General features: G+C 63.1%; 11 protein-coding genes. 6 read left to right on the top strand and 5 right to left on the bottom strand.

Annotation, left to right across the window (positions count from 1 at the left end; genetic code table 11):
- Nucleotides 1-5: 5 nt before the first annotated feature.
- Nucleotides 6-2,885: an RND family transporter gene (locus AOT83_RS14930; protein ID WP_030096366.1), complete on the bottom strand. Its 2,880-nt coding sequence runs from the start codon at nt 2,883-2,885 to the stop codon at nt 6-8.
- A complete protein-coding gene (locus AOT83_RS14925; RefSeq protein ID WP_030096365.1) occupies nt 2,882-3,298 on the bottom strand; it encodes an MmpS family transport accessory protein in 417 nt (138 codons plus the stop codon). The genes AOT83_RS14930 and AOT83_RS14925 overlap by 4 nt, the downstream gene beginning before the upstream one ends.
- A 534-nt stretch (nt 3,299-3,832) precedes the next feature.
- Here AOT83_RS14925 and ramB point away from each other — a divergent pair.
- Both ramB and AOT83_RS14915 read left to right on the top strand, forming a co-directional pair.
- Entirely contained in the window at nt 3,833-5,263 is a 1,431-nt protein-coding gene (gene ramB, locus AOT83_RS14920; RefSeq protein ID WP_030096364.1) for an acetate metabolism transcriptional regulator RamB, read from the top strand.
- On the top strand, nt 5,260-5,793 hold the full coding sequence (locus AOT83_RS14915; RefSeq protein ID WP_030096363.1) for a carboxymuconolactone decarboxylase family protein: 534 nt from the start codon (nt 5,260-5,262) through the stop codon (nt 5,791-5,793). Before ramB ends, AOT83_RS14915 begins: the two co-directional genes overlap by 4 nt.
- 18 nt (nt 5,794-5,811) lie before the next feature.
- Here AOT83_RS14915 and AOT83_RS14910 read toward each other — a convergent pair whose 3' ends face one another.
- On the bottom strand, nt 5,812-6,801 hold the full coding sequence (locus AOT83_RS14910) for an aldo/keto reductase (protein WP_030096362.1): 990 nt from the start codon (nt 6,799-6,801) through the stop codon (nt 5,812-5,814).
- 1 nt (nt 6,802) lies between these two features.
- Entirely contained in the window at nt 6,803-7,222 is a 420-nt protein-coding gene (locus tag AOT83_RS14905; RefSeq protein ID WP_030096361.1) for a MerR family transcriptional regulator, read from the bottom strand.
- 231 nt (nt 7,223-7,453) lie between these two features.
- Here AOT83_RS14905 and AOT83_RS14900 point away from each other — a divergent pair, with 231 nt between their 5' ends.
- From AOT83_RS14900 to AOT83_RS14885, 4 genes are read left to right on the top strand one after another with little or no spacing between them, the layout of a single operon-like run.
- The gene (locus AOT83_RS14900) at nt 7,454-8,986 is read left to right on the top strand and encodes an APC family permease (protein ID WP_057964361.1); all 1,533 of its coding nucleotides are present in this window, start codon (nt 7,454-7,456) and stop codon (nt 8,984-8,986) included.
- On the top strand, nt 8,983-10,242 hold the full coding sequence (locus AOT83_RS14895; RefSeq protein ID WP_057964360.1) for an acyl-CoA dehydrogenase family protein: 1,260 nt from the start codon (nt 8,983-8,985) through the stop codon (nt 10,240-10,242). Before AOT83_RS14900 ends, AOT83_RS14895 begins: the two co-directional genes overlap by 4 nt.
- Nucleotides 10,239-11,420, top strand: a complete 1,182-nt coding sequence (locus AOT83_RS14890) for a GNAT family N-acetyltransferase (RefSeq protein WP_057964359.1) — start codon at nt 10,239-10,241, stop codon at nt 11,418-11,420. Before AOT83_RS14895 ends, AOT83_RS14890 begins: the two co-directional genes overlap by 4 nt.
- Before the next feature lie 9 nt (nt 11,421-11,429).
- Nucleotides 11,430-12,758, top strand: coding sequence for an NtaA/DmoA family FMN-dependent monooxygenase (locus AOT83_RS14885; protein WP_057964358.1), 1,329 nt, complete (start codon nt 11,430-11,432; stop codon nt 12,756-12,758).
- Nucleotides 12,759-12,761: 3 nt separating this feature from the next.
- Here the strand turns inward: AOT83_RS14885 and AOT83_RS14880 are convergent, their stop codons facing one another.
- Entirely contained in the window at nt 12,762-13,262 is a 501-nt protein-coding gene (locus tag AOT83_RS14880; RefSeq protein WP_030096356.1) for a carbonic anhydrase, read from the bottom strand.
- Nucleotides 13,263-13,272: the final 10 nt, after the last annotated feature.

The following is a 13,272-nucleotide window of genomic DNA, read 5'->3' as shown; positions in this document are numbered from 1 at the left end:
CGCCGCTAGTTCCTCTGCAGCACGGAACGGACGAGGCGCGGTCCCTTCCACCCGTGCACCGCACCGACCGGCCGGGGCGACACCTGCAGTGGCCACCAGAACCACCGGCCCAGGAGCGCGGCAATGGCCGGGGTCATGAACGCTCGCACGATCAAGGTGTCGAACAACAGACCCAAACCGATCGTGGTTCCCACCTGCCCAAGGGTGAGCAGGTCGCTGACGATCATGGAGCCCATCGTCGCGGCGAAGACCAGCCCGGCAGCGGTCACCACCTTGCCGGTACCGCCCATCGCCCGGATGATGCCCGTATTGAGGCCGGCGCCTAACTCCTCTTTCATGCGCGAGACGAGCAATAGGTTGTAGTCAGAGCCCACCGCGAGCAGCACGATGACCGACATGGCCAACACCACCCAGTTGATCTGGATGCCGCAAATGTGTTGCCAGACAAGCACAGACAGACCAAACGACGCACCCAGCGACAACGCCACTGTTCCGACGATCACCAGCGCGGCAACCAAGCTTCGCGTCATCAGCAACATGATGATGAAAATGAGGCACAGGGCGGCGACCCCCGCGATCAAGAGATCGTATTTTGATCCATCGACCAGCTCACTGACACCCGCCGCCGTACCCGCCAGGGAGATCTTGGCGTGCTCCAGTGGAGTTCCCTTGAGCGCTTCCTCCGCGGCGGTCTTGATCGGATCCACTCGCGCAATGCCTTCGGGTGTCGCGGGATCTCCACGTTGAGAGATGAGCATGCGCGTCGACTTGCCATCGGGCGACATGAAGATCTTCATGACGCGCTTGAAGTCCTTGTTGTTCAGCACATCCGGCGGCAGATAGAAGGAGTCATCGTTCTTCGATGCGTCGAACGCCTTGCCCATGGCCGTCGAGTTCTCGGTGGATTCATCCATCTGGGCGAAGATGCCGGACATCGTGCTGTGCATGGTCAGCATCGATTCGCGGGTGCTCTTCATGGTGTCGATCATGATGGGGAACTGCTCGAGCAGCTGCGGCATCAGCCTGTCCAGCTCGTCAAGATCGCCCACCAGAGTCTGCATCTTGTCGGTCACCTGATCGACGCCGTCGAGCGCATCGAAGATCGACCTGATCGACCAGCAGATGGGAATGTCGAAGCAGTGCTTCTCCCAGTAGAAGTAGTTACGGATCGGCCGCCAGAAGTCTTCGAAATTCTCGATGTGGTCCCGCAGCGTGGACATATCTTTCTGAAGATCGTGCGTGGTGCTGACCATCCGGTGAGTAGTCGCCACCATCTGTTTCATCAGATCGAACATGCGCTGCATGAGCGCGATCGTCGTTCCCATGTCATCGGCCTGCTTGAGCATGTCGTCCATGCGCGCACGCTGGAACGGCAGGCTCAACCGCTGGCTCGCGTTCGACATGCTGAGCATGAACGGCACCGACGAGTGTTCGATCTGCGTTCCCTCGGGACGCGTGATGGACTGCACGTTGGCGATGCCGGGGACCGCGAAGACCGCCTTGGCCAGCCTGTTCAGCACCAGCAGATCGGCCGAGTTACGCATGTCGTGATTGGCCTCGACCAACAGGATGTCGGGCGTAGACATCTTCGATTCCGGGAAGTGCCGCGAGGCGGCCACGAGTCCCTGTACCGCGGGGATGTCCTTCGGTATGTACTTCGCGTCGGTGTAGCTGGGGTTGTATCCCGGCAGCGTCAAAAGCCCGATAAGTGAGATGGCCACCGTCCCGGCCAGGATCGGTCCGGGCCAACGCACAATCGCGGTACCCAGCCGCCGCCAGCGCCGCGTCGTCACCTGGCGCTTGGGGTCGAACAGCCCGAAGCGACTACCTGCGGCGATGCACGCCGGAACCAGGGTGAGCGCAACCGCCACCGCGACCAGGATGCCGACCGCGCCCGGGATGCCCAGCGGCTTGAAGTACGGCAGCCGGGTGAAGTGCAGACACGCGATCGCACCGGCGATGGTCAGGCCGGATGCCAGCACGACCTTGGCCACCCCGCGGTAGGCGGTGTAGTAGGCAGTCTGGCGATCCTCGCCCGCCTGACGCGCTTCCTGATAGCGCCCGGTGAAGAAGATTCCATAGTCCGTACCTGCGGCGATGCCCACAGACACCAGCAGGTTGACCACGAAGGTGGTGAGACCCACGATCCCGTGCATACCGAGGAACGCGACCAGTCCTCGCGCGACCTGCAGCTCGATGCCGACGGTGAACAGCAAGATGATGACCGTGATGAATGACCGGTAGAGCAGGAGCAGCATCAGGAAAATCACGCCAACACTCACCAAGGTGATGAGGATGACCGTCCGGTTTCCGCTCTCCGACATATCGGAGACGACGGCGGCGGGACCCGTGACATAGGTCTTGACCCCCGGCGGCAGCCCCGGAGTGTCTTTGACGATCTTCTGAACGGCTTCCACGGATTCGTTGGCATCAGCCTGGCCGAATCGCCCGGTGAGATTCAATTGCACATACGCGGCTTTGCCATCGGCACTCTGGGCAGCGCCGGCGGTTAGCGGGTCACCCCAGAAGTCCTGGATGTGCTGCACATGTTTCGGATCGTCCTTCAATTGGCGGACGACGGCGTCGTAATACTTGTGCGCATCGTCGCCGAGAGGGTTCTCCCCCTCGAGCACGATCACCGCGACGCTCTCGGAATTAGATTCCTGGAAAACCTTCCCCATCTGCGTCATTGCTTTGACGGAGGGTGCGTCCGGCGGGCTGAGGGAGACCGAATGCTCCCTTTCAACGATCTCCAGCGGCGGCACCTTGACGGTCAGCAGGACAGTGATCGCAAGCCAGCCCAAGATAATGAATACCGCACCCTTGCGGATAACGGTCGCCATTATCGGTCGGTGTGATTGACCTTTGCCGTCGCCCTCGCTCATGCGGCCTTCAGCAGGCATGAGGTAAAGGCATTGGTCTGATTTGTCACCTTCTCGGACTTAACCTCATCGTCCACGATGATGCGGCACCCGATACTGCGGCCATCCCCCTGCGCCATGATGCTTCCCACCGCTGTCGTCTTACCGATCTCGAATTTCACCGACCATGGCAATGGAATTTTCTGAATGAACAGCGGATCGCCATTGACATCGAAATAGCTGATATCGGCCACATTCCCCGGCGATCCGAAAACCTCGTACGACATCTTCTTGGGATCAAACGATTTGGCGTCACTGACATTCGTATCGGCATACGACGGACGGTTCTCAGAACCGAATACACCGTGAAGCCGCGACACCGTAAAACCGCCGGCACCAATTACCGCGAGCACCAGTAGTGGAATCCACAGACGCATCAAAAGCCGAAGAATCGTAACCCTCCTCGTCTATCTCCGCATCCGGCACCATGCTCGGACATGCACATCCCAATTGCAAAACGCGGAACACCTCAGCGGCGCTCCCCGGCCGTTAAAGATTAGACCATGCATGAGAGTCGCGTATGTACCCGTTGCACACCCGATATGCAATGAGTAGCACGCTATTTTGGATACGGACGTGTACAGATTTACTGCATACCGCCATGGGCAACCACGATCGCCCGATTCTCCAATTCCTACGAATGGGTGAACGGATGGCTAATCAGCAGCTGAGACCCCACTTTGTGACCTCAGGGCCGAACCAAGAGCCACAGTGGCGCCGGTCATAGCGAGAGACAGCTCAGCCAGCCATGTTCGCCCGTCGCCCCCTCCCGGATAGACCCAGAAAGCAAACCAGCTTGATTGCTCGCCGGCATCCGGTGCGCGCATCGCGATCCGGAGAGCATCCTGGGCCTATCCGAACCTTGCCAAGACTGCGAAGGAGGAGTTCGCAAAGCGCGTAGGCTGGTCAGCGTGTCCAAGACGTACGTTGGAGGGCGCCTACGTCAGCTCCGCAGCGAACGCGGGTTCAGCCAAGCTGCGCTCGCCCAGATGCTGGAGATCTCCCCGAGCTACCTCAACCAGATCGAGCATGACGTCCGCCCCCTGACCGTCGCGGTGCTGCTGCGTATCACCGAGGTGTTCGGCGTCGACGCGACGTTCTTCTCCTCCCAGGACGACAGCCGCCTCATCGCCGAACTGCGCGAGGTGGTGCAGGACAAGGACCTGGACATCGACGTCGATCCTGCCGAGATCGCCGATGTAGTCGCCGGACACCCCGCACTGGCGCGTGCCATGGTCAATCTGCATCGGCGCTACCGGATCACCACCACGCAGTTGGCCGCCGCCACCGAGGACCGATACACCGACGGCAGCGGCAGCGGATCGATCACCATGCCGCACGAAGAGGTGCGCGACTACTTCTATCAACGGCACAACTATCTCCACGAGCTCGACACCGCGGCAGAAGACCTGACAGTTCGGATGCGCATGCACCGAGCGGACCTCGCCAGAGAGATCGCCGACCGCATCACCGAGGTCCATGGCGTGCAGATCGCCCGGCGCATCGATCTCGGCGACAGCGTGCTGCACAAGTACGACCCGGTATCCAAGACGCTGGAAATCAGCAACCACCTCTCCGGAGGCCAGCAGGTTTTCAAACTGGCCGCCGAGCTGGCGTACCTGGAGTACGGCGATCTCATCGACACCATGGTCGACGACGGCAAGTTCACCTCCGAGGAATCACGCAAACTGGCGCGGCTGGGGCTGGCCAACTACTTCGCCGCTGCCACAGTGCTGCCGTACCGGCAGTTCCATGGGGTGGCCGAGGACTTCCAGTACGACATCGAGCGTCTGTCGGCGTTCTACTCGGTGAGCTACGAGACGATCTGCCACCGGCTGTCGACCCTGCAGCGTCCGTCGATGCGCGGGGTCCCCTTCTCATTCGTCCGGGTCGATCGTGCTGGAAACATGTCGAAACGTCAGTCAGCCACCGGTTTTCACTTCTCCTCCAGCGGCGGTACCTGTCCGCTGTGGAACGTATACGAGACCTTCGGCAACCCGGGCAAGATCCTGGTGCAGGTGGCGCAGATGCCCGACGGGCGCAACTACCTCTGGGTGGCACGCACCGTCGAACGGCGTGCGTCGCGGTATGGACAGCCGGGTAAGACCTTCGCGATCGGGCTCGGATGCGAATTACGGCATGCGCATCGACTGGTCTATTCGCAGGGTCTGGATCTGTCCTCCGAGGGTGCGACGACACCCATCGGCGTGGGTTGTCGGGTCTGTGAACGCGACAATTGCCCGCAGCGCGCCTTCCCCGCACTCGGGCGGGCTCTGGACCTTGACGAGCATCGCAGTACGGTGTCGCCATACCTTGTTCAGCAAGAAGGAGCCCGACAATGAGCGATGGTCGCATCCCACCAGGTGGTCTACGCGAGCTCGGACCGATCAACTGGGTGATTGCCAAGGGGATGGCACGCGCGATCAGCGCACCGCAGATGCACCTGGCGACCACGCTCGGGCAGACGGGCACCAGGTTCTGGCCGTGGCTGGCCTACTCCGGCGCCATCCTGCGCGGCACCAAGCTGTCCACCCGTGACACCGAAGTGGTGATTCTGCGCGTGGCCCACGTGCGTGAATGCGCGTACGAGCTGCAGCACCACACGCGCATCGCCAAGTCCGCCGGGATAGATCACGCATACCAAGAGCGCATCTTCGCGGGGGCCGGGGCCGAAGGACTCTCCGACAAGGAGCGCGCCCTCATCACCGGCGTCGACGAAATCCTGACCACCAGAACACTTTCCGATGAAGCATGGGAAGGGCTCTCCAAGCACCTGGACCGCCGCCAGCTCATCGGCTTTTGTCTACTCGTCACGCAGTACGACGGCCTGGCCGCGACCATGTCGTCGTTGCGCATCCCGCTGGACCTCTAGCAGCCCGACCAGCCGACGCTAGCTCTCCAGGCGGGCGAGGTGTTCGGCACTGTACCGATCTCCCGCCGCTGCGGTAAGACTCTCGAGGCGCGCCAGATGCTCTGGTAGCAGTTCGATATCCACCGCGCCCGCGTTCTCGTCGACACGAGAGGCCTTCGTGGTCCCGGGTATCGGCACGATGTCGTCACCACGGGCGAGCAGCCACGCCAGCGCTACCTGCGCGCTGGTCGCCCCGATCGAGGACGCCACCGAGCGAACCTCCTCCACCAGGGCCAGGTTCGCATCAAAGTTTTCTGCACTGAACCGCGGCTGTTCCTTACGGAAGTCATCCTCGGCCAGTTGGTCCCGCGAGCTGATGGCACCGGTGAGAAAGCCCCGGCCAAGCGGCGAGTAGGCGACCAGGCCAATGCCAAGGGTCCGCACGGTCGGTAATATCTCGTCCTCGATATCGCGGGTCCACAACGAATACTCGTTCTGCAGCGCGGTGATCGGATGAACAGCATGCGCCCGGCGAATCGTCCCGGCAGAAGCCTCCGACAACCCGATGTACCGAACCTTCCCTTGTTGCACCAGCTCGGCCACCGCCCCGATGGTGTCCTCGATGGGCACGTTCGGGTCGACACGATGCTGGTAGTACAGGTCGATGTGGTCGACACCGAGCCGCCGCAACGAACCTTCCACCGCGACAGCGATATTCGCCGGCGAGCTGTCGAGAATCTGTGGTCCACCATTGCCGTGGGACACCAATCCGAACTTGGTGGCAAGGACGACGTCTTCGCGCCGACCCGCGATGGCCTTACCGACAAGCTCTTCATTGACGAAGGGGCCGTAGATCTCTGCGGTATCGATCAAGCTGATACCCAGATCCAACGCGTGCTGGAGCGTGTGGATCGAGGTCGCTTCGTCAGGCCCGCCTTCGGCACCAATCGCGCGGTAGTAAGCAGACATCGACATGGCGCCGAGGCCCATCCTTGACACCGATAGCTCACCAAGCTGCGTGTACTTCATGTCAGTTCTTCTTTCCTCCGGCGGGTTGAGCCGAGGCGTCATTGACCGACTCCGTGTAGTGCGCAACCTTGAAATCGACGACCGCGAGGTCCTCGGTGAGCCGCTCCATCGTGGCCAGGATTCGGACACGCTGCGCGAACAGCAGCTCCAAACGCTCGGCGTGCGTCTCCGCGCCGCCCGACAACAACTCGATGAACCGGCGCATGTCCCGCACCGGCATACCTGTGCGGCGCAGCCGCAGCATCAGCTCGACACGTTCGATGTCATCGGTGCGGAAGCGACGGCGGCCCCCGGCGTCCCTGGCCACCCGGGGAAACAGTCCCTCCCGTTCGAACCAGCGCAACGCATCGATCGACAGGCCGGTTCGTTCGGCGACGTACGAGATGGGGAACCCCTCGTTCTGCGGCTCACTTGTGCTCACAAAAGCCACGGTAGAACCTGGAGTCAACTCCAGGTCAAGTGGAGATTCCGCGCAGGGCGCCACGAAAGTCCGCGCTGGTACCGGCGACGGCGCCGCGGGGGCCGTTGACACCTTCCCGATGCCGCCGCACCATCGGAACATGCGCTTGGCCCAGGACTGTAGGTAGGCGCGCGATTTCGTTTGCGCGCTGCCTGTTTCAGCCCATCTCCCGCCAAACGAAGGCCTCTCCGCATGTCCGCTTCCGCCCAGCAGCTCACCGTCAATGGCAGATCTCTTCAAAACGCCGAATCTCACGGCCTCGAGCGCGACGCCGTCGGCTCCTGGGGCGTCTTCGCACAGGGATTGGCAGCGGCAGCCCCCAGTGTCGCGGTCGCAACGGTGCCATTTTCGCTGTTCGTAGCGGCCGGCAAGGGTGCCGCCTGGGCCGCGGTGATCGGCCTGGTGGCAGTGATCCTGATCGCTACCACCATCAGCTTTCAAGCCAAACGGACCGTGTCCTCGGGCTCGCTCGGCACGTATGCCGGCAATGGATTGGGCCCCGGTGCCGCGTACGCCGCCGGATTCAGCCTGCTCATCGGATACATCACCTTCGCGACCACCGGGACTCTCGGCGGCGTGCTGTACTTCGAATCCTTCCTTGACGCAATCGGAATCCACTCGGAGGCAACGTTCTTCAAGCTCGCGCTGGTCGCCGTCGTCGTCGCGGTCGCTGTCTATCTGCCCTACCGCGGCGTCTCCATCTCCGCGAAATATGAGCTCGTCTTCGAAATCATCGCCACCGCACTGATTTTGATCATCATTGTGGCCTCGTATGTCAGCTACGGCTGGCGCATCGACACCGAGCAGTGGTCGCTGTCCAACTTGGGTAACAGCACCACCTTCATCGCGGCGGTCACCGCGGTCGGTGCGTATGCGGGATTCGAGAGCGTGGCGTCCCTCGGCGCCGAATCACGCGACGCGCACCGCACCATTGCCCGCTCGCTGCTGCGCGTTGTGCTGATCATCGGCGTGCTCTACATCCTGGCCACCTACCCGCAGATCCTGCAATTCCGGAACATCGACGGCGACAGCGCGATACTCCCCCAGGTCGCTACGAATTCCGGTGTGGCATGGTCGATCTACCCGATAAGCCTGGCGGTGACCATCGCGTTCATCGTGTTCGTCACCGCCGTCATCAACTCTGCGGCGCGCGGGCTGTTCACCCTGGCCCACGAGGGAGCGCTTCCAGCCACACTCGCCAGGGTCCACCCCGTCTACAAAACCCCTGTCGCCGGCATCTTCCTCATCGGAATCATCGCGGCGGCCTTCTCCGTCACCGCCACCCTCAGCTCGGTAGGCCGCTTGGTCTTCGACGTGTACGGAAACTACGTGGCCAACTGGGGCTTTCTCACCAGCTATCTGCTGGTGGTGGTGGCCACCCCGATCTGGCTGTACCGCATCAGAGCACTCACGCCCGCCCGGCTGGCGGTGTCGATAGCGGCCACCCTGGCCATCGGGTATGTGATCTTCAGCAATTTCTACCCGGTCCCCGCTTTTCCGTTCAACATCCTGCCGCTCATCTTCGGCGCGATTCTGCTCGCCGGGCTGCTGCGCTACTGGTACCTGCGAGCCCGGCGACCCGAAGTCGCGGCCCGGATCGGCTCCATCCAAACACTTTCCGATTCCGAGAGGGAACGGCTGACCGAGCTCGGCATCCTCGAAGTCCTGCACGAGGAACCGGCCGTCGAACCCGAAACCGCTGATTCAGGAGTTCTCGTCAAATGACCATCGCCGCCTCTTCGCCCACCCGCGCCTATCTGGGAGTTGGCGACACCGAGTTCGCCGCGTGGACGCGGGTCGCTCAACGCGCCGCCGAAGAACTGGCAGCCACCGCGCTGGAAAGAGATCGTGCCAACCAGAATCCCGTCGCCGAGATCGGGCTGTTGCGCGAGCACGGGCTACTGTCCTTCGCCACGGCCCACGAATTCGGTGGTGCCGGAGGAAGTCTGACGCAGGCGCTGCAGCTCAGCCGGATCATCGCGGCGGCCGACGGGTCCATCGGCCAGCTGCTGGTCTACCACTACTCCAACGGCGTGTGGACCCATATCCTCGGGTCTGCGGCTCAGCGCGAGCACATCGCGCGCGGGGTCGGCGAGCACGGCTGGTTCCAGGGCAGTGTCAGCAATCCACGCGATCCGGGCATCACGGTAACCCCGACAGCGCAGGGATACCTGGTCAACGGCAAGCGCACCTTTGCCACCGGGGTCGCGGTGGCCGACCTGATCACCGTGCTGCTCTACGAACAGGAGCCGATCAACGCGATCATCCCCCGCGACCGGGAAGGCCTGCAGTTCAACGACGATTGGGACAACCTCGGGCAGCGTCTCACCGCAAGCGGCAGCGTCGAATTCGACAATGTGCTGTTACGCCACGACGAGGTGCTCACCGGACTTGAGGAGTACGGTGACCGCCGCGAGCTCCGCGACGGACTGCGGGCTTTGTTCAGCCAGTTGATCTTCGTCCACCTGTATCTCGGGATCGCCGAGGGCGCACTCTCCGCCGGTGTCACCTACATCAAGGACAAGGGCCGTCCATGGCCCGAGGCGAATTCCACGGAGGTCACCGAGGACCCGTACCACCAGCAGCTGCTGGGGCGCCTGTCCGCAGGGGTGGCCGCCGGGATCGCCCTGGCCGATGCGGTGACCCGAGAGTTCGAACAGACCCTGGCGTCCGGACACGAACTGTCCGCGGACCAGTGGGGTGCGCTGGCGGTTCGCGTTGACCAGGCCAAGTCCATCGCGACCGAGGTAGCCTTGGATGTGACGCACAACATCTTCCAGGCCACAGGGGCTCGGTCGACGGCCAATTCCGTTGGACTGGACATCTATTGGCGCAACGCCCGCACGCACACCACCCACGATCCGCTGCCCTACCGGCAACGCGAGATCGGCCGATATCTATTGACCGGTGAGTGGCCCTCACCGCGCAGCCTCAACGGGCTGGGACGCCTCGCCGAGGCGACACAGGGCAAGCAATCGTGACGGATATCCGCTTCCTGCAGACCTCCGAGGAGCGCGAGCGTGCCTTCGCGGTCTTCTGGCGGGCCATGGTCGGGCTGCCACCCCTGGGTGATCTCGCGACCGACGGATTGCTGGAACCCGGGCGGTATTTGGGAGCGTTCGACGGCACGGAGCTGGTCGGCGGGGCCGATTCCTACACCAGCTGGCTCACCGTCCCCGGCGGTTCGCGGATTCCTCACGCCGCCGTCACACATATCGGCGTGCTACCCACCCACACCCGGCGCGGAATCCTGACAACTTTGGTCTCGCGACAGCTCGCCGATATCGCGGGACGAGGCGAGGCCGTCGCCAGCCTGCGCGCCTCCGAAGCGGTGATATACCGACGCTTCGGCTATGGGGTGGCAACCAGTAGCGCGACCTATCGCATTCAGCGGCGACGGGCCCTGCCACAGAGCCCCACCGACTCCGGTTCGATCACCCTGCTCGATGCGGCGGCGTCACCTGAAGTGCTCGCCGCGATCTACGACCGTGCGGCATGGACCGGGGCGGTGGCACGTCCACCACAATGGTGGCGACTACACGAGCTGATCGATGCGTCCGCCCCGGGCAAGCCATATGTGGTCACTCATCCGGACGGTTACGTGAGATACCGCCCGCGCGACACCGCCGAGTGGTTCGCCAGCAGCGTACGCACCATCTCCGTCGACGATCTTGTCGCGCACAGCGATGACGCCTACCGCGCGCTGGTCGGTCACCTGTTGGATCTGGACCTTGTCGACGTCATCGAGATCGGCCCCCGCCCCATCGATGACCCGCTCCCCCACCTGGTGACCGATCCCCGCTCGGTGACGGTCACCGGCGTCCGCGACGAGACCTGGCTCCGGCTTGTCGATGTCGAGGCGGCGTTGGCAACGCGCACGTATGCGGACACGGCACCGGTGGTGATCGAGGTACGCGACGACCTGCTGCCACACAACTCGGCGCGGTTCGCGGTGGGCGCGGACAAGGTTCGGCGTACCCAGCACACCCCCGATGTGTCACTCGATATCGCCGCTCTCGGTTCGGTGTATCTCGGCGGAAATTCGTGGACGCAACTGGCGCGTGCCGGACTGGTGTCCGCGCAGTCCGCGGGGGCGATCACCTCCGCTGACGCCCTGTTCTCCACCGGTGCACAGCCTTTCGCCGGTACCAATTTCTAGGAGCGCACTGTGACTGATGGTCTTCGCCAACTTCACCTCCTTGCCTTCGGCAATGTGCGCTCGGGCGGCGCGTGGCGACTTCCCGGCGTGCGGAACGGTCCCGCGAATCAGCTCGATACTCTGGTCGCCACCGCGAGAGCGGCCGAGGCGGCCAAGTTCGATGCCATCTTCTTCGCCGACGGCCTCAACTTCGGCCCGGAGGCCACCTGGGCGCACAAGTCCACCGAGGACTTCGAACCACTCACGGCCACCTCATACCTGGCCGCCGTCACCGAACGCCTCGGCTTGGTCGTCACCGGCTCATCGACCTTTCAACCGCCGTATCACCTAGCACGCCAACTGCTATCGCTGGACCACCTCAGCGCGAGACGCGCCGGGTGGAACCTGGTGACGAGCTTCGCACAGGCCGCCGCCGCCAACTTCGGCGAGCGTGGCTTCCTCCCGCACGATGAGCGCTACCGTTTGGCCGAGGAGACTCTTCAGGTGGTGAAGGCCCTGTGGCATTCTCTGGAGGCGGACACCGTCATCGAAGACCGCGCGACCGGAATCTACAATGATGTCAACAAAATTCACGTGACCAATCACGACGGTGAGTTCCACAAGGTCAAGGGCCCACTGGGCGTCACACCCTCCCGCCAGGGGCAGCCGGTGATCTTTCAGGCCGGATCTTCCACCACAGGTAGAGCGTTCGCCGCCAAACATGCTGAGGTTGTCTTCACCGGGCAGACCGATATCGACCGCGCGAAGAGCTTCTATCGACAGCTCCACGACGAGGCCCGCGCCTCCGGGCGGTCCTCGCTCCCCTTGGTCACCCCGTCTCTCGGCGTCGTTGTCGGCTCCACCGAGGCCGAAGCACATGCCACGGAAAGCACTGTGTACGAACACTTCATCCCCGAATATCAGGCGGGATGGCTCCTCGAAGTGGACGTCAACGTCATCGGCGCCGACCTGGACGGTCCCGTGCCCGCGTCCGCGTTCCCGGACAGCACCGAGACCCATCAAACCGCGCTCGCTGGATACAAACACCTTGCCACCGTGGGTAATCCAACAGTTCGCGAGTTCCTCTACCGCACTCTGAACGCGTTCGGCACTCGCTTTGTCGGTTCCGCGGAACAGGTGGCCGATCAGATCGAACGGTGGTTCACCGAACGTGCGGCCGATGGATTCATTCTGAGCACGTCCGGGCTGCCCGGCCAGTTCGAACTGTTCACCGAACAGGTGGTGCCGATCTTGGTGCGCCGTGGCATCTTCCGCGCCGAGTACACGGGAGCCACGCTGCGCGACCACCTGGCCTTGCCCTGGCCCGCCCCGGTGCGTACACCCGCTCTGCTTGCCTGAGCACTAATCCTCAGCGCCGACTTCGCGCAGCGTTCCGTCCTTGACGTCGTAGATGAATCCGCGCACGCTGCCCTTCCGCGGGACAAACGGGTTGGCCTTGATCCGCGCCAGGGACTGGCGGACGTCTTCGTCCAGATCGGTGAACGCCTCGGCCGACCACGGCGGTTTGATACCGGTCTCGTCCTGAATCGAACGTTTGAAGGCGTCGTCGGTGAAGGTCAGCATGCCGCAATCGGTGTGGTGGATGAGAATGATCTCCTCGGTTCCCAGCAGACGCTGCGAGATGGCCAATGACCGGATCTCGTCCTCGGTGATCACCCCGCCCGCATTGCGGATGACGTGCGCGTCACCTTCGTGAAGACCAAGCAGACCATACGGATTCAGGCGTGCATCCATGCACGCGACAACCGCGACCTTGCGGCCAGGCGGCAGCGGCAGATCACCCTTGTCGAAGTGGGCCGCATAGGCCCGCGCGTTGTTCAGCAGCTCGTCAGTGGTCGACATGGCGCGAAGC

The sequence above is a fragment of the Mycobacteroides sp. H001 genome, from assembly GCF_001440005.1.
Classification (GTDB): domain Bacteria; phylum Actinomycetota; class Actinomycetes; order Mycobacteriales; family Mycobacteriaceae; genus Mycobacterium; species Mycobacterium gwanakae.
Note: the sequence above shows the minus strand (reverse complement) of the source record. Positions and strands in the feature narration are given on the sequence as shown.

Bases quoted from the DNA above. Each gene is read 5' to 3' on its own strand.
- AOT83_RS14915 (WP_030096363.1), top strand. From the start codon at position 5,260: ATGAGCGATGGTCGCATCCCACCAGGTGGTCTACGCGAGCTCGGACCG.
- AOT83_RS14930 (WP_030096366.1), bottom strand. From the start codon at position 2,885: ATGAGCGAGGGCGACGGCAAAGGTCAATCACACCGACCGATAATGGCG.
- AOT83_RS14895 (WP_057964360.1), top strand. From the start codon at position 8,983: ATGACCATCGCCGCCTCTTCGCCCACCCGCGCCTATCTGGGAGTTGGC.
- AOT83_RS14880 (WP_030096356.1), bottom strand. From the start codon at position 13,262: ATGTCGACCACTGACGAGCTGCTGAACAACGCGCGGGCCTATGCGGCC.
- AOT83_RS14925 (WP_030096365.1), bottom strand. From the start codon at position 3,298: ATGCGTCTGTGGATTCCACTACTGGTGCTCGCGGTAATTGGTGCCGGC.
- AOT83_RS14900 (WP_057964361.1), top strand. From the start codon at position 7,454: ATGTCCGCTTCCGCCCAGCAGCTCACCGTCAATGGCAGATCTCTTCAA.
- AOT83_RS14910 (WP_030096362.1), bottom strand. From the start codon at position 6,801: ATGAAGTACACGCAGCTTGGTGAGCTATCGGTGTCAAGGATGGGCCTC.